Origin of the sequence: Nostoc sp. 'Lobaria pulmonaria (5183) cyanobiont', assembly GCF_002949795.1 — a bacterium.
Classification (GTDB): Bacteria; Cyanobacteriota; Cyanobacteriia; order Cyanobacteriales; family Nostocaceae; genus Nostoc.
This window is the reverse complement of the sequence record NZ_CP026692.1, coordinates 6,279,553-6,297,855: the sequence shown is the minus strand read 5'-3', so window position 1 is coordinate 6,297,855 and position 18,303 is coordinate 6,279,553. Positions and strand designations below refer to the sequence as shown.

Here is an 18,303-nt window from a genome sequence, read left to right as displayed (position 1 = left end):
CCTTTTCTCACTAGGGTTGAGAGCAAGAATCTTTATAGATGGTTTTTCTCCCCCTGCTTCCCTGCCTCCCTGCTTTTTCACTAATCCCCCTGTGGATGCTCATCCCACAAGGTTGTCAGTTCCCGTAAACTTTGATGATTGCCATTGCCCAAAATCAGATGATCTAGTACTGGAATGCCCAAAAGCTGCGCCCCTGCTAACAACTGACGCGTCAATTCTATATCTTCCTGGCTCGGTTCAAGGTTCCCAGAAGGATGATTGTGGGCAACTATTACCCGCGTTGCACCTTGACGAATAACTTCTCGAAAAATATCACGGGGAGAGGCTAGGGTTTCGGTTGCAGTACCAATGGTAATTACTTGCGTACCCAATAAGCGATTCTTGACATCTAACAGCACCACTGCAAAACGTTCTTGTGTCTGCCACATTAAATCTTGACTGAGAGTAGCAGCAGCAGCAAGTGGGCTATCAATTAATGTGCCATCATTAGGACGAGATTGAAAAGCGCGTTTACCTAATTCAATTGCTGCTAAGATACTTGTCGCCTTCGCTGGGCCAACACCAGAAATTTGCATTAACTCAGCAGGGCTAACTTCTCGCAGAACTACCAAAGGATCGCGTTGGTGTTTGCCTAATTCGCTCAAGATATATTGTCCCAAACCCACAGCAGATAGTTTTCCCGGCCCTTGACCAGTGCCTAGAAGAATTGCGATTAACTCTGCTGTGGCTAAAATTTTTGCACCATGCGTCATTAATCGCTCACGCGGACGCTCATTTGTAGGTAGGTCGGCAATTCTGAGGCAATAGGTCATATTAAACTAAGAAAATCGTCACCAGACATCAAACTATCCTTATTTATCCCTGGTTTGCTTTCAAAATCATCTTTATTTGAGAAAATCTTTAATTTTGGGGAATTTTACCTCTAGTTCCTATGTAGAGATACCTTTGATAACACCATCTTCTCAAATACTTGCCACAAGATTTAGATAAAATTGGATTTAGTCTATTAATCGAACAAACTTGAGATAGGAGATGAGATGAAGGTATTTATCAGCTACAACTCCCAAGATAGAAAGTTAGCTTGGCAAATTGCTGATGCTCTGCGAAATGCAGATTTCCAAGTTTGGGACGAGACTCAACTCTTCCCAGGCGATAACTGGGCAGAAGTTATTGCTAATGAGCTTCGAGAGTCTGATGCAATGGTTATTTTACTAACGCCTAACTCAGTTTATTCTCCCTACATGAGTGCCGAAGTAGGCTATGCTATAGGCGAACAGGGCTATAAAGGTCGGGTAATTCCTGTCATTGCTGCTCCTTCTGAAGAAATTTCTCAATTAGAACTAGAAATTCCCTGGATTCTGAAGAAATTTGGGATAATTTACTTATCAAATCTTGAGCATGATGAGGAAGGTTTGAGAAATATTACCCAAGCTCTCAAAAAAGCTGCTGCTTAACAGGAGTGGATTTTCTAAATAATGATTCCAAGTGAAGCTTTTCTTTCCCATTCAAGCCAAGATCAAGAATTTGTTTCTAAATTAGCAGAAGTTCTGCGTCATCATGGCATTCCAGTTTGGTACAGCAAAACGAACATTTTAGGTGCACAGCAATGGCATGATGAGATTGGAAATGCGCTAAAAAGATGTGATTGGTTCCTTGTAGTACTTTCTCCAAACTCAGTAGATTCAATGTGGGTTAAGCGGGAGTTAATATTCACCCTGCAACAGAATCGTTTTGAAAATAAGATTGTTCCAATTATTTATCAACCTTGCAATTATGAGCAGCTTTCTTGGGTGTTATCGAGCTTTCAAATGATAAATTTTCAAGAAGCTTTTGAAGATGGTTGTCGTGATATTTTACGTATATGGGGCGTAGGCTACCAGTTACGTTAGTAATTCTATGGCTACAGAATCAGTCCAGAAGGGTCAAGCATCCCGCTATTTTATGCAGAGGAATTGATCCAGAAAATCGATACTAGCTTATAAAGTTATATTTACTTATTCAAATTAAGAAGAGGATCAACTCTGGTTGCTAAAAGATGAGTATAAGCCGATTAAAGGGTGTGTTTGTGCATCTGAAGTTTGAGTAAGCAAAGTGCGTAGTTTACTACAGTAGGCATCGCATAATTCAGCAGCCCAACACTATAGGCGATCGCAAACACTTTTAACCCCTTCATTTTCGCTAATTACTGATAAATTTGCGTTGCTTTGAGCATGTGGTAGGTAATGATCAACTGAGTCAGAGCCAGAGGATAACTTTGGAGTGCTTCTCCAGTTGTACCAGCAATTTTACCCAGTTCTGGATTACTTTCGCGATCGCAAATATTTCGTAAATGAGGCATATCAGAACAAATAATATGCTCTAGCTTATTTACCTGTTCTAAGGTGGCATGACCATCAACTTCTAAGACATCTACAGGTTTACTCATATCCCTGTCTAGCCCCAGGCGGATCGCAGAGTCAGAATTACCATAGCCAGAGTTGATAATCTCGGTAAAATCTGGATGGGGAATTGTCGGACGAAGTACCAGACGAACATTCAGGTGTCCATTGGTTTCATCATCTTCCCCAGTGGGTGGATAAAAACTAATGACTATATCAGACCATTGCCGCTGCGGACGGATAAACTCTGCTGAATCTGATTCGCGCTTTTCTAATTCCGCGATTACCTGTTCAGCAGTGTAGCCGCGCTTTTGCGTATCCCGCTTGACTTTCCACTTAGTGCGTAGTTCTTCAGGGGGTGCAAGGTAAACTTTCACGTCGTAGGAATCACGAGCAGCACGGGTAGAATAACCGAGTAATCCTTCAATAATGACGAATTTATTCGGCTTGATATAGTGCGGTGGCTCGAATTTGCCGGTTTTATGGCTGTAAACTGGCTTAAGAATTGGTTGTCCTGTGCGTAGCAGCGACAGATGTTGCTGCATAATATCTAAGTGATTGCAGTTGGGGTGAAGGGCAGTGATGCCAATTTCTGCACGTTGTTGGCGATCGTAACGGTGATAATCATCTGTACAGATGATTGTGACATTTTCTGGGCCGAGTACCTGAGCAATTCCTCGCGTTAGTGTTGTTTTACCAGCCGCGCTGTCGCCGACAATACCAAGAATTATTGGACGGCTCATCATAACCTCCCACAATAAAAATAACTTTAGTAATAAAATTACCTACAATAGTTTTTATTTTAGAAGGGTTTAAGCAAGTAAATCAAACAAACACTTAGTATGCAATATCTCTACACATAAAATGTTTGTGCGTAGGCGCAGCCCGTCGTAGACATCGCTTTTTAGATAAAAATAACAATTTACATTCTTGTTAGAATATCTGTACGCATAAAAACTAAACATCCCCTGTTGAACCTACTCTCAGCCGCAGATATTCAATTTTGATACAAGCATCCATAACCACATTGAGTCCTGCATCTATAGCTTTTTGTGCTGATGGTTGATGGCAGATACCCAGTTGTGTCCATACAGTTTTAGCATTGATAGAAATTGCTTCATCCAAAATTTCTGGCAAGTACTCAGAACGACGAAATATATTAACAATATCCACGGGTTCGGGTAATTCTGGGAGTGCAGCATAACTGCGTTGACCGTCAATTTCTTGAATTAGGGGGTTGACGGCATAGACTGTATAGCCTTTTTGCCGCAAGAATTGGGCGATTTGATAACTGGTGCGATCGCGTTTATCAGAGTGACCCACAACAGCGATGGTTCTGGCTTGGATTAACACCTCACGCAGGGCGTTATCATCTTCTTTAAGGTTTGGCATGATTTAAAATATCCTCAGCGATCGCTTTGTTTATCATACTGAGTTGCATTTACAGCAGAATTCAAGTATTTGAACCCTGTTGTAGGGGCGCAAGGCCTTGCGCCCCTACCGCATGGTCTATTTACCTAAAAATAGCTGTAAATATAATTTTGAATTCTAAAAAATCATTCACGAATATAAAAGACTCGTCGGCGAGTATAAAAGACTCATTCACGAGTATCAAAGACTCGTCGGCGAGTATAAAAGACTTGTCGGCGAGTATAAAAGACTAATTCACGAGTATCAAAGACTCGTCAGCGAGTATAAAAGACTCATTCACGAGTATCAAAGACTCGTCGGCGAGTATAAAAGACTCGTCCACGAGTATAAAAGACTCGTCCACGAGTATCAAAGACTCATCCCCTATTCTCCATGCCCAATGCCCAATGCCCAATACCCATGACAACTAAAACATTAGGACTCGAACAAAACCTCCACGACTATTTACTGTCAGTCTCTCTCCGAGAACCGGAAATTTTAACCCAGCTGAGACAGGAAACAGCCCAGTATCCGATAGGGAGAATGCAGATTGCTCCCGAACAAGGGCAGTTTTTAGCGTTACTGGTGCAATTATTGGGAGCTAAGAAAACTTTGGAAATTGGGGTATTTACAGGTTATAGTTCCCTGGTGGTGGCATTGGCATTACCAAAAGACGGTAAAGTGGTAGCCTGTGATATCAGTGAGGAATTCACAACGATCGCTCGGCGCTATTGGCAGCAAGCAGGAGTGGCGGATAAAATTCAACTGCACATTGCCCCAGCTTTGCAGACTTTGGATCGGCTACTGGCAACAAAAGAAGCAGAAACTTTTGATTTTGCCTTTATCGATGCAGATAAGAGCAACTATGATGGCTATTATGAGCGATCGCTGCAATTAGTGCGTCCGGGAGGATTGATTGCGATCGATAATGTCCTCTGGTCAGGCAAGGTTGCCGACCCCCAAATGCAAGATAATAGAACTAAAAGAATTCGTGCTTTTAATCAAAAACTGCATCAAGACCAGCGAGTTAGTCTTAGTTTAGTAGCGATCGCAGATGGCTTAACTTTGGCACTGAAAAAGTAATGTCTTTTAACATCTGTCGATTAACATACAGCAGAATTCAGAATACACAATTCATGAGTAAAACACGCTTTATATCTGAGTAACAGACGAATCGTTGTCTACCTTGCCAACTTGAAATCTGCTGTATTTGTCGTTTTTAGGACTTACGCAATAACTCTCTGAAACTCTTATTCCTTTGCGTCCTTTGCGGTTCGTTTTTTCATTATTTTGCGTAAGTCCTGGTTTTAACTAATTATTGTCCTTTAGCGAAAATAGCTCTTATTGCTCTAACATTTGGAAAAATCGGGTAAAGTAATCTGGAAAAGTCTTCGCTGTACAACCAGGATCTTTAATTACAATCCCTGGAACCTTCAAGCCAGTGACAGCAAAAGCCATCGCCATTCGATGATCGTGATAGGTTTCAATTGCTGCCGGGGTAATGGGGCCAGGCTGAATTTTCAGTCTATCTGCAAATTCTTCAACCTCAACACCTAACCGACGCAACTCTGTGACAACAGCTTTAATTCGGTCGGTTTCTTTATATCGAATATGTTCCACGTTACGAATGGTAATTGGGGAACTGGCAAAGGGGGCGATCGCTCCTAATGTTTGCACTAAATCTGATATATCATTCATATCAATGTCGATGCCTTGCAATTGCTTTGGCCCCGTCACTTCGGTGTAATCATCCGAATCCTTAATTTGGCAACCCATTTGTTCTAAAACATTCAGCCACAAAATATCACCTTGACAAGATTGTTTAGTCAAATGTTTTACCCGCACCCGTCCACCCGTGACGGCGGCGGCGGCAAAAAAGTAAGAAGCATTTGACGCATCGGGTTCTACAGTGTAATGTCGAGCTTGGTAAAGTTGACCTGCTTTAATCTGAAATTGATTATCGCCGATTTGAATCACCTCCACGCCAAAGTCTGCCATCAGACGACAGGTCATTTTGACGTAAGACTGAGAAACCAACGTACCTTCAACCTCAACAATTGTGTCTTGTTGAGCATAAGGCGCAATCATCAGTAATGCCGAAAGTTGCTGACTTGTTTGGTTGGCTTTTAAGCGAAAATTGCCGCCAGCGAATTGCCGACTATAGATGGTGTACGGCATAAACCCGGAGTTTCCCTCAAAGTTAATGGTTGCTCCACCCGTTTGCAGCACCGTCAACAAGTCACCCATCGGTCGTTCTCGCATCCGAGAAACGCCATCTAGGCGATATTCGCCATTCCCTAGTGCCACCAGCGCCGAAATAAACCGTGCTGCTGTACCTGCCAAACCCACAAATAAATCTGCCTGTTTAGCTGGAATGTCACCTCCCCTTCCCGCCACTTGAATTTGTGCCAGTTGAGGATTCAAAGTAATGGGAATGCCCAACTGCTCTACGCATTTGGCAAAATACTCGCTATCTTCACTAAATAAGGCATTTTCTAAAATGGAGTCACCTTGCGCTAACGCAGCGACAAGCAACGCTCGATTGGTAAGACTTTTAGAACCAGGAATTTCTACCGTGGCATCCACTGGCCGATTCAGAGCAGGAATTGCAATGGTATCCACTTTAAACCTCTACGTAGGCGGTTAGCTACAACTTTCTTTATATATTCCCATATCTTGAGCAAAAGGGGCAGGGGAGTAAAGAGTGTGAGTTACAAGTAAATAGTGAGGAATAAGATTTTAAAACTTATAATTTATAACTCGCCTATAACTCAGCACTGGCTTAAAGCCAGCTATCCGCTAACAGGACTATAGAAAGATGCAATTTATCGATCAAGCAAAAATTGAAGTTGAAGCTGGTAAAGGCGGCGATGGTATTGTCGCTTTCCGGCGAGAGAAGTACGTGCCGACTGGCGGCCCCTCTGGTGGTAATGGGGGACGAGGTGGTTCGGTATTATTCGTTGCTGAAGAAAACCTACAAACTTTGTTGGACTTCAGATACAACCATCGCTTCCAGGCAGAAAAGGGTACTCGTGGCGGGCCAAATAACTGCACTGGGGCAGCAGGAAAGGATTTAATTATCGAAGTTCCCTGCGGTACAACCATTTATGATGCTGAAACTGGCGAACTATTGGGGGATTTAATTGAACCTCAGCAGACTTTGCAGATTGCCCAAGGTGGTAAAGGCGGACTGGGAAATCAGCATTTCTTGAGTAACCGTAACCGCGCCCCCGAATATGCCCTCCCAGGATTACCAGGGGAAATAAAGCAGCTGCGTCTGGAGTTAAAACTTTTGGCAGAAGTGGGGATTATTGGCTTACCAAATGCTGGTAAATCCACTTTAATTTCATCTTTATCAGCTGCACGTCCAAAAATCGCAGATTACCCTTTTACTACCCTCATCCCAAATTTGGGTGTAGTGCGGAAACCTACTGGCGATGGTACTGTTTTCGCCGACATTCCCGGACTAATTGAGGGAGCAGCGCACGGTGCAGGTCTGGGACATGATTTCTTGCGCCACATCGAGCGCACGCGGGTGCTACTTCACTTAATTGATGCTACTAGTGATGATGTGCTTAGAGATTACTACACAATTAAGGAAGAATTACAAGCTTATGGACGGGGTTTAGCAGAACGTCCGCAAATTTTGGCGCTGAATAAAATTGATGCAGTCGATCGGGAAACTGTCGATTTGGAGGCGTTAGCCACCCAACTTAATCATCTCTCCTACGCCCCGGTTTTTGTGATTTCAGCAGTTACTCGCACCGGGTTAGAGCCGATGTTACAGGAAATTTGGGGAATTCTCGACCAAATGAAGGTTCCTGAAGAAGTGGAGGCATTTAGATAATTACTAATTCATAATTCGTAATTCGTAATTCGTAATTACTACTTTCTTTCTGAAAGTAGCTGTTGGCAGCAGAAATACTTTTTTTTACTTACAGGATCAAGCTTTTAAAATTACGAATTACGTAGCTTGCTTCTCGCCAGCGAGTATTATCGATTACGAATTATGTTGATGTATCTTGGCTCAGGGGAATCTTAATCACAAACTCAGCGCCTTGTTCTAGCTGCGAAAAACATTCTAAGGAACCGCCATGTCTTTCTGTAATGATTTGGTAGCTAATGGCAAGACCCATTCCTGTACCTTGACCGATGGGTTTGGTGGTAAAGAAGGGGTCAAATAGTTGTTTTTTTACATCTTCTGGTATTCCCAACCCATTGTCGGTAATCCTAATTATTACCTGATTTGGCTCCTGTAGTTGGGTGCAAATGCAAATTTGCGGGGAAGTTCTTTGCTCTATGTTTCGGGCATTTTCCCAAGGGATAGGACAAATCATGAATGACTCTTCCAAGGCATCGATCGCATTTGACAAAATATTCATAAATACTTGATTTAGCTGCCCCGCGTAACATTCAACCAACTGTAGCTTACCGTATTCTTTGATTATTTCAATTGTCGGACGTTGGTCATTACCCTTGAGGCGGTTTTGCAAAATCATCAAAGTACTGTCGATTCCCTGATGGATATCAACAGCTTTCATTTCGGCTTCATCCAAGCGCGAAAATGTTCGCAGGGAAAGTACAATCTCGCGAATGCGGTCTGCCCCAACTTTCATTGAATTGATTATTTGTGGGAAATCTGATTTCAAAAAGTCTAGTTCGATTTGGTCTGCAAAATCCTGAATTTCTAGCACAGGTTCAGGATAATGACTTTGGTAAAGTTGCAAAAGTGAAAGTAAATCTTGGGTGTATTCCTTGGCAGGGCTGAGATTGCCATAGATAAAATTGACTGGGTTGTTGATTTCGTGTGCCACTCCTGCAACTAGTTGACCCAAACTGGACATCTTTTCAGTTTGAATTAAGTGAGTCTGGGTGTGTTGAAGTTCGCGGAGTGCAACTTTAAGTTCTTGGGCTTGTTGTCGTAGTTGCGCTTCCGACTTTAGCAAGGCTTCCTTGGCTTGTTTACGTTCTGTGATGTCCCTAACAATAGCTACCCGACAGAAAGGCTCTCCTGTTGCAGGATGTTTAACCATAAACAGGCTGCAATCAGTGGGAATTTCTATACCCGTTTGAAAATGCCTATAGTGAAACTCGCCTTGCCAGGAACCATGTTGAAATATCAAAGGAGTAATTTGCTCTATGAACTCTGCAAAAGCTTCTGGAGAATAAAAATCAACCAAGGATTTGGTTTTGGCTACTTCCAGGCTACTAAGTCCCACCATCTTGAGTCCGGCAGGGTTCACATAGACAATTTGTCCTTCCATTGAAGCAATGCCAATAAAGTCGCTGCTATTTTCAATCAAGGCGACAAATTTTTGCTGTTCCTCTTCAGCTCGTTTGCGTTCTGTGATGTCTAACACCATTGAGGCAACACCAAGCAGCTGGCCATCAGCAGCCACTAACGGGTTGTTATACCACTCACCGACTATCGTCCTACCATCTTTAGTGACGTTCTCATTCACACTAAAACTCCCTCCTTGTTGTGTTAACAGGGCAATGAGAATCTCATTTACGTGCTTTCTAGCGTTTTCAGGTACTACGATCTCAAAATGATTTCCCAGCATTTCCTCTGTGGTATAGCCAAAGATTCTTTCTGCTGCTCGATTCCATGTCTGAACCTGAAAGTTGGTATTCCATTCAATAATGGCTAAGGGTGTTTGTTCAATTAGCAACGCCAGTCTTTGCTGTGAAGCCCTAAGTTGTGCCTCTGCTTGCTTGTATTCGGTAATGTCGCGATAATACCAAACCCTACCGTAATAGTTTTCTAAAGGTGATGTATCACTACAAGCCCCTTGCTGTTTACGCACGGGTGCAGAATAGCGCTCAAAAATCTTTCCAGACTTGAGGAAAATTTCATCATGGCTGCTTTCCTCTGGATGCTGGTAAAGATACTCCACCTTAGCCAGAAATTCGTCTGGATTTACTAGTTTGTCTAGTACCCATCCCAGAAGTTGGCGATCGTCGCGTGTTTCGAGGATTGCAGCAGGAATTTGCCATAACTGGGAGAATTTCTGATTAAATGATGTAACTGTAAGATTTTCATCAATAATCAGAATTGCGTCGATGGAAGCTTCATGTTGAGCTTGGAGTACAGCATTCATGCGGTGTAGGTTTTTCTCTGCTTGCTGGCGATCGCGCAGTGCAGCTTGCTGTTCGCTGATGTCGCCAAGCAACCAACGCCAGCCGACCTGCTGACCCTGTGAATTATACATCGCAACCATCCTGATCCGAGCCGGAAAAGCTGTACCTCTTCGTGGCTGTAGATAGACTTCCCAATCCTGCACCTGCTGCAAATTTGCCAGTTGGTTCATGAAGGTTTGGTGGTCTGATTCAGTGATAAACAGGATGAATGGTTTACCTAGTAGAAATTTTTGTTTCACAGATAGTAAAGCTGCTGCTACATAGTTAGCCTCTTTGATGATGCCGTCTACATCAGTCACCAAGTAAGCATCTGGGGCGAGATCAAACAAATCCTGGTAACGCCGATGCTCAAATTCAGCCGTTTCACGAGCGATCGCTAGTTCTTCGTTTTGTAGGCGCAGTTCTTCTTCAACTACTTGGAGTTCTTCTAAGGTTTCCCGAAGTGCCTCGCAGGTTTCCATAAGATTAGTAGTATCAGTAACTCTGCCAGTCACACTCGGAATTTTACCGACTTCATTCTGTAAAATGATGTCACGAATACTACCCACCAGAAATTTATTACCAGTCTCATCTTCAAAGCAAGACTTTTTTGTAGAGATGAGATGAGTTATACCCTGAGCATCAGTAAAAATATTCTGGTTCTCATTAGGAATATTTGCGGTGAAAACCAGTTCATCTTTTTCCCGCAACACATCAGCTTCTGCTTGCGGAAAAAAATCATAGTCTGACTTGTCAATTAATTCTTCTCGGCTATGACCGACGAAATCACAGTAGGTATCGTTAAGTAATACCCAGCGATGTTGACGGTCTTTGACAAAAATTGGGTCAGATATGCCGTTGATTGTCTGATACAGAAATGCTAAGGAAAAGTTTTGCTGCTGCGTGTTTTGTTTTGGCGCGGATTTATCTAAAAATCTAGAATGGTTCATACCCGAATTTATCTCTAAAATTGAGCTAAACAAAAGCTGTTTAGATCCGTGAGTGTCAGCATTAGTATGATTTATTATTCCCAGACTAAATATTGATGCAACAGGGAATTGGGGACTGGAAAGATTTTGTTCTCTAGGGGAATAAAGAGATTAGCTTTGGTTAGGCGATTAGCATTCATCAACTGTGGCGCGGCTTTTTTGAGTAGCATAATTGATACGAAACCTTAAAATGCTTGCTGTATCGTTAAAATCCTGGACTAGACTAGAACCACAGGGTAACAATCAGAGAAAGATTATGATGAGCGATCGCGACTATACCTTAATCATTGACAAAAGCGGTAGTATGTCTACACCCGACCAAGTGGGCGGTAGAAGTAGATGGGAAATCGCGCAAGAGTCTACTCTCGCTTTGGCCAGAAAGGCTGAACAGTTTGATCCCGATGGCATTACCGTTTACGTGTTTTCTGGGAGATTTAAACGTTATGATGATGTCACCTCAGCCAAAGTCGCCCAGATATTTCTCGAAAATGACCCTTCTGGCACAACAAACTTAGCAGGTGTACTTCAGGATGCTCTCAATAACTACTTTCAACGCAAAGCAGCTGGTAAAACCAAGCCAAACGGAGAGACAATTTTAGTCATCACCGATGGTGAACCAGACGATCGCAAGGCTGTGTTTGAAGTCATCATTCATGCTACTCGCCAGATGGAGCGTGATGAAGAATTAGGAATTTCGATTATTCAAGTAGGTTCAGATGCCCAAGCAACTAAGTTCCTCAAAGCTTTGGATGACCAGTTACAAAGTGTTGGCGCTAAATTTGATATTTGCGATACCGTCACTTTAGACGACTTAGAAGAAATGAGTCTTGTAGATGTATTGACGAACGCAATAACTGACTAATATGTTTGTCGATCGCCCGTAGTTCAGCAACTGTTAATTCTTAATTGGAGAATTGAATAATGCTAGAAAATCGTGATTATACCTTGATTATTGACAAAAGTGGTAGTATGGCAACCCAAGATCAAAAGGGTGGTAGAACTAGATGGGTTGCAGCCCAAGAATCAACTTTAGCTTTAGCTAGTAAATGTGAGCAATTTGACCCAGATGGTATTACTATCTATGTATTTTCTGGGAAATTCAAGCGATACGAAAATGTCACATCCAGCAAGGTATCACAAATTTTTCGAGAGAACGATCCCTCTGGTACAACTGACTTGGCAGGTGTGTTAAAACATGCAACTGATGATTACCTTCAACGCAAAGCAGCCGGTCAAACCAAGCCAAATGGTGAAACAATTTTAGTAGTTACTGATGGTGAGCCGGACGATCGCAAAGCAGTCATGAGGGTGATTATTGAAGCTTCTCGGCGCATCGATCGAGATGAAGAATTAGCCATTTCTTTTATTCAAGTTGGTACAGATCAGCAAGCTACCCGCTTTCTCAAAGTCTTAGATGATGAACTCCAAAGCGCTGGTGCTAAGTTTGATATCTGTGACACAATTACTATGGAAGATATGGAAGATTTGAGTCTATCGGAAGTGCTGCTCAATGCCATTAATGACTAGCTATACTATTTATTAGGAATTGCCAAAATGGATTCTATTGATAAGCTATTAGCTGAACTCCAAACTGAATACAAAGAAGTACAACCACAACAGCAGCAGTCAAAATCAGTTGTAGCCAAATCGTTTATTTCATCATCGCCAAAGTCGGCATCTTTAATGGATAATCTTTTGGCAGAAGTTAAGGCTAATTTTGCCCAAGAGGATGCTGCTATTGAGTTAAAAAGACAGCAAGAAGTAGAACAAGAACGAATTCGACAAGAACAATTCAAAGCCAAACAACTAGAAGCTTTGAAAGTGCAAGCGAAAGAATGGTTAGCCAAAGTAGATCCACTTTCGTCTGAAGGACTTTGGTTTGAAAGGTTTGCGGAAAGTTACTCCTCAAAATTAGAGGCAGCGATTGAATATTTAAGAAGCAATGAATAAACTCACAATAAATACACTGTAATTTTTATTTTTCTATAAAACCATATCAATTCTGCATAAACAATCCTTAACTCAAGCGGCATGATTTTTATGCAATAAAAAATCATGCCGCTTTATCGTCCAAACATTCTTTTTTATCCGGTGCATCTGGAGTTGGGAAGACAACAATAGTCAATGCCCTTTGATCCCAAAATACAAGTGCATCTCACTTTTTTTTGCACTTTGATTCTATAGATGTTCCGTCTTTAACTGATATGATTGAGTACGCAGGTTCAGTAGAAAGATGGCAGGAAATAATAACTTACAAATCTTGCGAACAAGGGTATCAACTTGACCACGATCAAAAAAATTACTGGTCATTCTGACTTAAAAGTGGTTTCAGCATACATCAAGGTTAGTGATAACGACGTAAAGAGCGCGATCGCAACTCTATGAACGCCAAACTCTTATTCCTCCAAATCGAGATTTTCTCCCTTGCGCTTGCAGCAAGGTGAGTATGACCATCCTGTAATGAATGGCTATGGCACTGGAGAATCTTGCAAATCAGGTATGGGAGCAGGTTGACGAGATTTACCCTAACTTATGACAAAGCTTGGGGTTGCGGATAAGCTGAAAATCTCAAATTTCAAAACTATCTGCGATCGCAATTTCCACATCTGCCTTTTTACGCTTGGCCCTGATACTGTCCACGCTACCCAAGTAAACGCGATTTTTCTTGCGGCCTACCATCCAGCAATAGCGGTATGATTCTTGATCAGGACTTACGCAAAATCATGAAAAAACGAACCGCAAAGGACGCAAAGGACACAAAGGAATAAGGTTTCAGAGAATTATTGCGTAAGTCCTATTGATGAAGCGATTAGTGCCTTAGATTACAATGCCGAAGCCCAAGTTTGCCGTAACTTGGCGACAGCTTTCCAAGATAAAACAGTGTTTTTCATTACTCACTGCCTTAGCACAATTCGCAATGCCGATGTCATTCTAATGATGGATCAAGGTGCTGTAGTAGAACAGGGAACTCATGAAGAATTGATGGCGCTCAAAGGTTATTACTACTGTCTGTATCAGCAACAGGAAGCGAAAGTGTAGGCAGGGGGCAGGGAGCAGGGGGAAATATTGTTGCTTTGACTTCTGAACTGTGAAGTTTAACCTCTGAACTTGGAACTTCGACCTCTGAACTCGGAACTTCGACCTTTAAACTCGGAACTTCGACTTCTGAACTCAAAACTTCAACCTCAGAACTCGGAAGTTCGACTTCTTAACTCGGAACTTCGACCTCTGAACTTGGAACTTCGACTTCTGAACTCAAAACTTCAACCTCAGAACTCGAAATGTCGAGACTATAACTTGGAAACTCAGCCTTAAAACATAGAACGCAGCACTTTTACTTATGAATATTCAATATAAATTCGATCAACCAGTACTTTTACAACAAACCCCTACTTGGTCACGAGCGATCGCTTGGACTATTTTTGGAGTTAGCACCTTCACAGTAATTTGGGCTTCAGTCTTCCAAATTGATGAATCAATTCATGCGATTGGCAAGTTAGAACCACAGGGTGCAGTCAAAGAAGGGCAACAAGTAGATGTGAGAATTGATTCCTTTCCCTTCCAAGAGTATGGTGATATCAAAGGCGAACTAATTGAGATTGGCTCTGATGCCTTACTTCCAGACCAAGTTTATAATTTCTGGCGTTTTTCCGCAAAAGTCCGCCTACATGGGTAGAAGTTACTGATTAATCAGCGTCAAATTCCATTGCAATCAGGGATGTCCATTAATGCTAATGTGAAATTGCCTCAGCGCACGATTATGAGTATCTTCACTGATTTCTTAGTGCAAAAGACTGAAAGCTTAAAGTCTCTACGCTGAGCAAAATCGTTTTTCATAGCAGTTTTCAAGCGTGAAACCCAGCATCCCATAAGTATGTGCGATCGCTTATTTCTGGAGCGCCTGTTGAAAAGTCTTGATCGCCTCTACGTGATTCACCATATTCATGCAACGTAACAACAAATCTAGATCGATTCCTTTCACCTCTTCACTACTAGAAACCTTTTCATAGTGAAGTGTATTGCCTTCTCCCCGCAGATGATAGACTTCTAACACACCATCTTCCCAAAACCACACTTCCTTGATCTTCAACCGCTTGTATGCGTCCAGTTTGTTGATGCCGCCACTGGAAAATACCACCTCGATCGCCAGATCGGGTAGCATCCGACCAGGAGCAAGTTTATAAGATTCATCCGCCTCTCGCTTGACGGCGACTGTTTCACTTTCCAGAGTCCTTGAGCCAGTTGGAGTAAAGTCGAACCCTGCCATGAGCAGGTAAAGTTCCAATAATGCAGCAATCCTCTTTTTAACAGTTTCGTGGGGTTCTCCAGGCATTCGTCGTATTTCCAGAATTCCATTCAGAAAAGAGAGCCGATATCCTGGACGGTCTAACAATTGCTCAACTGCTTTGAACTCTCTCCAGGTCATTCCCTCAAACAGAAGAGGTGATTCTTTTTTTGGTGTTGCTATCGTTGCTGGGGTCATTTGAGTCTCCAGTTTGTTTCCAGATTAGAAATAATCAGGTTTGGAGGGCGATCGGGCGATCGTTTCATTATTCTACTTGCATTGAGAGATCCGATCGCGATCAATAGAAATTCCTGCGTTTCTTGGGTTACAGAACCTCTACATCACAATCTTGTCTTAAAGTTGGATCTGAATTTTTGTCACGAACGATGACAGTGCTAACCACAGAGCAACCGCTTGTCTGATTGATTGCTCATCAGGTTCGCTGTCAGAAGCCCAGGTGATAATCCCATCAGGACGTATCAGTACAGTGCTCAAGCCTAATTGTTCTTTCGCCCGGCCCGAAACATACTTCATTCGGTCGCCGTATTCACTCGCCAAAGTTTTAAGTGAAGCATTCATATCGAAATCAAGCAGTATCCCGTGGCCATCGTGCATTAGCTCGCCAATCCTCGTACCGTCTTCGAACTCAAAATTGGGAACGCTGTGGCCTACTAAAGGGTGGGCGCCACCGAGATTGTAATGCATGAAAACACCCCAAACCCTTCCTGCAATATAGGTGGCACCATCGCGCGTGTTCATAAGGTCGCGGACAATTGCATTCAGCGCGCGCGCATGTGGGTCTGGTCTCATGATTGCAACCTGGGCGCGTGACCAATCCAGAACCTGTGCACCAATTAGGTGTCGTTCAGTATGATAACTGTTCAACAAGCCTGACGGCGCAATATTATGGATGGTTGCGGCGAGCTTCCAGCCCAGGTTCATGGCATCGCCCAGTCCAAGGTTAAGCCCTTGACCTCCCAACGGCGAATGAATGTGCGCGGCATCGCCAGCTAAAAGAATCCGTCCGTTGCGGTAGGTTGTGGCCTGCCGTGCTCGGTCAGTCCATGTGGTCACGATATGCAGAGCATTGATAGTAACGTCGGTGTTCGAAATGCGGCGTAGAACCTCCTGCACGTGTTCAAGCGTGATTGGCTTTTCTGCATTATGAAATGCCCCGCCATCAAAATCCTGCATTATTAGGTAACCTGGCTGGGATTGGAAGTACATGCCTGTTGGCGTCACGTTTCGGCCTGGACTGAGCTTCTCCAGGTCGCCAATGTCAACCTGAGCAGAGTAGCCGGTAAATTCTGGCTCCGTACCGGCGAATTCAAAACCGCCCACCTTGCGAACAACACTACGGCTTCCATCGCAACCCACGAGCCATTTACTTTTAAAAGATTGGTCACCTGACTGAACAGTTACTCCGTCCTCGGTTTGATGAAAGTCAGTAATGGCAAGCCCGCGCTTGATTTCTACACCCAAGACTTCTGCTCGGCGAGACAGCACAGATTCAAGCTCCTCGATTTCAGATATCAAACTGGTGTCGGTTGAGCTTGGGAGGCGATACTTCCATTGTGAAGGGTCAATATTGCTGTCAAGAAATGGAATGCCCGCGAAGTGTCCTCCCTGACGACGGGGTTGTGACCCTTGTCCAAGGGCTGAGGTTTTGTGAGGGTCTTTAAGGCGTTTATGTATCTCAAGTTCTTTTAGCAACCCACGACGGTAAAGCGCTTCAATAGTAGGCGCCGAGAGTCCCCGTATCCCAAAAGGAAGCTGCTTTAAGGGCGAGTGCGGATTCTCCGCCTTTTCCAGTATCAGGACTGAACATTTGGCCAAGGCCAGTTCACAGGCCAGGAAAAGTCCTACTGGACCGGCCCCGGAAATGATTACGTCGTAAATCGATTGGCTTTGGTTGTTATTCGTGAGTGTTTCCATTTGTATCACCTATTGGTCTTTGTCACAAGTTCTACGACAACAGGCAAACTCTTAAAACCCTTCTGCCTTAAAGCGCCTCACCTTTAATGATCACCAAAAGTTGCCAAGAACCCAACCTGTATCTTAGTTGCATCGACTTAGTATAAAGTGCTTGTTTTATCCTCACATTTCTAGCTTCCGGCCAACCATATACCACAAACCCACGGCATAGCGGATGTAATTGAGTTTTGTAAAACCTGCTTTCGCAAACTCGTACTCGAAGTTGAAATGGATAAAGTCATCCAACCACGGTTCTTGAAAAGAAGCGCTCAGGGCGTATTCACCCCGATAGGTGTCAGCGTATAGTACCCAACCTCCAGGTTTGGTAATCCGGTACATCTCTTTAAGAATCTTAGGCGTCCACTCTTTAGGCGTCTCGTGGAAGAGTAGTGATGACGTGACAAGATCGAAGGAGTTGTCAGGGTAGCCAGTGTTACGGGCGTCCACCTGCTCAAAAGAAGCTCGCTCACTAAATCCAGCCTTGTTAAACTTGTGCTGACTAATCACCAGCATGTAAGGCGAAACATCAGTAATGCGAAAAGTGGCCTGTGGAAACCGCCGTGCTAGGGCCAGCGCTCCACCAGCCGTACCTGCACCAAGCTCTAGCACCGTCTCAATTTGAGTGTCTTGAGGAATTAGTTCAGCCATTTTCTCGCGCAACTGCTGACAACTAACATTGTGGCTGAGGGGAATAATCGCATCCATAGCAGCATCCCAACCTAAGCACGATTGAGGGTTGGTGTAGGAATCAGTTGCCCCATGAATGGGAGCGTGGATGTAGTCAGGGTAATATTCATGCTCGGTACGGTAGCCTTTGAGTTCCTCCGCCCAATTAATTGAGGCATATTCCTGCATTACTGAGGGCATCGCTGCGGTAATGCGTTGAATTACCTCGGTTCGATACGCTTGTTTTTTCTCTGCGTTCCATCTCGGCATAAATTATCTCCTACTTACATTCGTTACTGGCGTTTCTATACTCCAACTTGAGAAGGAGAAATAAACTGCAAATACAATATAGTCTAGTCTCTTTTTTGTATGAGATGCATAGGATGCTTGGCAAACTGTTAGTTGTGAAGATGATGCCACGTATAAATTGCCTGTTGTTTTGTTCAGCTTGGAAAGCCAAATCCGGAATGCCACAAATCAA

At 43.3% G+C, this 18,303-nt stretch carries 17 protein-coding genes and 2 pseudogenes; 9 read left to right on the top strand and 10 right to left on the bottom strand.

All coding sequences use genetic code 11. The features are described from left to right. Window positions 1-80: 80 nt before the first annotated feature. The gene (gene radC / locus NLP_RS27910) at window positions 81-812 is read right to left on the bottom strand and encodes a RadC family protein (RefSeq protein WP_104909161.1); all 732 of its coding nucleotides are present in this window, start codon (window positions 810-812) and stop codon (window positions 81-83) included. A 225-nt stretch (window positions 813-1,037) separates the two neighbouring features. On the opposite strand from radC, the gene NLP_RS27905 reads away from it, so the two are divergent. Together NLP_RS27905 and NLP_RS27900 are read left to right on the top strand one after the other, a co-directional pair. Further along, window positions 1,038-1,454, top strand: a complete 417-nt coding sequence (locus NLP_RS27905; RefSeq protein ID WP_104909160.1) for a toll/interleukin-1 receptor domain-containing protein — start codon at window positions 1,038-1,040, stop codon at window positions 1,452-1,454. A 21-nt stretch (window positions 1,455-1,475) separates the two neighbouring features. After that, on the top strand, window positions 1,476-1,889 hold the full coding sequence (locus NLP_RS27900; protein ID WP_104909159.1) for a toll/interleukin-1 receptor domain-containing protein: 414 nt from the start codon (window positions 1,476-1,478) through the stop codon (window positions 1,887-1,889). A gap of 161 nt (window positions 1,890-2,050) precedes the next feature. Here the strand turns inward: NLP_RS27900 and NLP_RS35685 are convergent, their stop codons facing one another. The 3 genes from NLP_RS35685 to NLP_RS27890 all read right to left on the bottom strand — a co-directional run bounded on the left by NLP_RS35685 (window position 2,051) and on the right by NLP_RS27890 (window position 3,770). After that, a complete protein-coding gene (locus NLP_RS35685; protein ID WP_267894896.1) occupies window positions 2,051-2,173 on the bottom strand; it encodes a hypothetical protein in 123 nt (40 codons plus the stop codon). Window positions 2,174-2,182: 9 nt separating this feature from the next. After that, window positions 2,183-3,121 (bottom strand): phosphoribulokinase, encoded by a 939-nt coding sequence (locus tag NLP_RS27895; protein WP_104909158.1) that lies wholly within the window; start codon window positions 3,119-3,121, stop codon window positions 2,183-2,185. Window positions 3,122-3,335: 214 nt separating this feature from the next. After that, window positions 3,336-3,770, bottom strand: a complete 435-nt coding sequence (locus NLP_RS27890) for a CoA-binding protein (RefSeq protein ID WP_104909157.1) — start codon at window positions 3,768-3,770, stop codon at window positions 3,336-3,338. 438 nt (window positions 3,771-4,208) lie between these two features. On the opposite strand from NLP_RS27890, the gene NLP_RS27880 reads away from it, so the two are divergent. Beyond that, window positions 4,209-4,871 carry a class I SAM-dependent methyltransferase gene (locus NLP_RS27880; protein WP_104909156.1) on the top strand — a complete coding sequence of 221 codons (663 nt, stop codon included), beginning with the start codon at window positions 4,209-4,211 and terminating at the stop codon, window positions 4,869-4,871. Window positions 4,872-5,129: 258 nt separating this feature from the next. Here the strand turns inward: NLP_RS27880 and aroA are convergent, their stop codons facing one another. Further along, entirely contained in the window at window positions 5,130-6,410 is a 1,281-nt protein-coding gene (gene aroA / locus NLP_RS27875) for a 3-phosphoshikimate 1-carboxyvinyltransferase (protein WP_104909155.1), read from the bottom strand. Between the two features lie 196 nt (window positions 6,411-6,606). Here aroA and obgE point away from each other — a divergent pair, with 196 nt between their 5' ends. After that, a complete protein-coding gene (gene obgE / locus NLP_RS27870; RefSeq protein ID WP_104909154.1) occupies window positions 6,607-7,635 on the top strand; it encodes a GTPase ObgE in 1,029 nt (342 codons plus the stop codon). 160 nt (window positions 7,636-7,795) lie between these two features. Here the strand turns inward: obgE and NLP_RS27865 are convergent, their stop codons facing one another. Both NLP_RS27865 and NLP_RS35680 read right to left on the bottom strand, forming a co-directional pair. Further along, window positions 7,796-10,858: a PAS domain-containing sensor histidine kinase gene (locus NLP_RS27865; protein ID WP_104909153.1), complete on the bottom strand. Its 3,063-nt coding sequence runs from the start codon at window positions 10,856-10,858 to the stop codon at window positions 7,796-7,798. Window positions 10,859-10,932: 74 nt separating this feature from the next. Next, entirely contained in the window at window positions 10,933-11,067 is a 135-nt protein-coding gene (locus tag NLP_RS35680) for a hypothetical protein (protein WP_267894895.1), read from the bottom strand. Between the two features lie 86 nt (window positions 11,068-11,153). On the opposite strand from NLP_RS35680, the gene NLP_RS27860 reads away from it, so the two are divergent. From NLP_RS27860 to NLP_RS27835, 5 genes and pseudogenes are all read left to right on the top strand, one after another. Beyond that, window positions 11,154-11,759: a vWA domain-containing protein gene (locus NLP_RS27860; protein WP_104910068.1), complete on the top strand. Its 606-nt coding sequence runs from the start codon at window positions 11,154-11,156 to the stop codon at window positions 11,757-11,759. A 59-nt stretch (window positions 11,760-11,818) separates the two neighbouring features. Then, window positions 11,819-12,424, top strand: a complete 606-nt coding sequence (locus NLP_RS27855) for a vWA domain-containing protein (RefSeq protein ID WP_104909152.1) — start codon at window positions 11,819-11,821, stop codon at window positions 12,422-12,424. Window positions 12,425-12,451: 27 nt separating this feature from the next. Then, window positions 12,452-12,847 (top strand): salt stress protein, Slr1339 family, encoded by a 396-nt coding sequence (locus NLP_RS27850; protein WP_104909151.1) that lies wholly within the window; start codon window positions 12,452-12,454, stop codon window positions 12,845-12,847. 846 nt (window positions 12,848-13,693) lie between these two features. Further along, window positions 13,694-13,936, top strand: a pseudogene (locus NLP_RS27840) (multidrug ABC transporter permease); the annotation flags it as partial. Between the two features lie 469 nt (window positions 13,937-14,405). Continuing rightward, window positions 14,406-14,717 (top strand): annotated as a pseudogene (locus NLP_RS27835) (hemolysin D); the annotation flags it as partial. A 66-nt stretch (window positions 14,718-14,783) separates the two neighbouring features. Here the strand turns inward: NLP_RS27835 and NLP_RS27830 are convergent. From NLP_RS27830 to NLP_RS27820, 3 genes are all read right to left on the bottom strand, one after another. After that, window positions 14,784-15,380 (bottom strand): Uma2 family endonuclease, encoded by a 597-nt coding sequence (locus tag NLP_RS27830; RefSeq protein ID WP_104909150.1) that lies wholly within the window; start codon window positions 15,378-15,380, stop codon window positions 14,784-14,786. A 156-nt stretch (window positions 15,381-15,536) separates the two neighbouring features. After that, on the bottom strand, window positions 15,537-17,117 hold the full coding sequence (locus tag NLP_RS27825) for an FAD-dependent monooxygenase (RefSeq protein ID WP_104909149.1): 1,581 nt from the start codon (window positions 17,115-17,117) through the stop codon (window positions 15,537-15,539). Between the two features lie 162 nt (window positions 17,118-17,279). Continuing rightward, window positions 17,280-18,092 carry a class I SAM-dependent methyltransferase gene (locus NLP_RS27820; RefSeq protein ID WP_104909148.1) on the bottom strand — a complete coding sequence of 271 codons (813 nt, stop codon included), beginning with the start codon at window positions 18,090-18,092 and terminating at the stop codon, window positions 17,280-17,282. Between the last annotated feature and the right edge of the window lie 211 nt (window positions 18,093-18,303).

What these genes read in the sequence shown, in the direction of transcription:
- radC (WP_104909161.1), bottom strand. Translation starts at nt 812, where the DNA reads ATGACCTATTGCCTCAGAATTGCCGACCTACCTACAAATGAGCGTCCG.
- NLP_RS27905 (WP_104909160.1), top strand. Translation starts at nt 1,038, where the DNA reads ATGAAGGTATTTATCAGCTACAACTCCCAAGATAGAAAGTTAGCTTGG.
- NLP_RS27900 (WP_104909159.1), top strand. Translation starts at nt 1,476, where the DNA reads ATGATTCCAAGTGAAGCTTTTCTTTCCCATTCAAGCCAAGATCAAGAA.
- NLP_RS35685 (WP_267894896.1), bottom strand. Translation starts at nt 2,173, where the DNA reads ATGAAGGGGTTAAAAGTGTTTGCGATCGCCTATAGTGTTGGGCTGCTG.
- NLP_RS27895 (WP_104909158.1), bottom strand. Translation starts at nt 3,121, where the DNA reads ATGAGCCGTCCAATAATTCTTGGTATTGTCGGCGACAGCGCGGCTGGT.
- NLP_RS27890 (WP_104909157.1), bottom strand. Translation starts at nt 3,770, where the DNA reads ATGCCAAACCTTAAAGAAGATGATAACGCCCTGCGTGAGGTGTTAATC.
- NLP_RS27880 (WP_104909156.1), top strand. Translation starts at nt 4,209, where the DNA reads ATGACAACTAAAACATTAGGACTCGAACAAAACCTCCACGACTATTTA.
- obgE (WP_104909154.1), top strand. Translation starts at nt 6,607, where the DNA reads ATGCAATTTATCGATCAAGCAAAAATTGAAGTTGAAGCTGGTAAAGGC.
- NLP_RS27865 (WP_104909153.1), bottom strand. Translation starts at nt 10,858, where the DNA reads ATGAACCATTCTAGATTTTTAGATAAATCCGCGCCAAAACAAAACACG.
- NLP_RS35680 (WP_267894895.1), bottom strand. Translation starts at nt 11,067, where the DNA reads ATGCTACTCAAAAAAGCCGCGCCACAGTTGATGAATGCTAATCGCCTA.
- NLP_RS27860 (WP_104910068.1), top strand. Translation starts at nt 11,154, where the DNA reads ATGATGAGCGATCGCGACTATACCTTAATCATTGACAAAAGCGGTAGT.
- NLP_RS27855 (WP_104909152.1), top strand. Translation starts at nt 11,819, where the DNA reads ATGCTAGAAAATCGTGATTATACCTTGATTATTGACAAAAGTGGTAGT.
- NLP_RS27850 (WP_104909151.1), top strand. Translation starts at nt 12,452, where the DNA reads ATGGATTCTATTGATAAGCTATTAGCTGAACTCCAAACTGAATACAAA.
- NLP_RS27830 (WP_104909150.1), bottom strand. Translation starts at nt 15,380, where the DNA reads ATGACCCCAGCAACGATAGCAACACCAAAAAAAGAATCACCTCTTCTG.
- NLP_RS27825 (WP_104909149.1), bottom strand. Translation starts at nt 17,117, where the DNA reads ATGGAAACACTCACGAATAACAACCAAAGCCAATCGATTTACGACGTA.
- NLP_RS27820 (WP_104909148.1), bottom strand. Translation starts at nt 18,092, where the DNA reads ATGCCGAGATGGAACGCAGAGAAAAAACAAGCGTATCGAACCGAGGTA.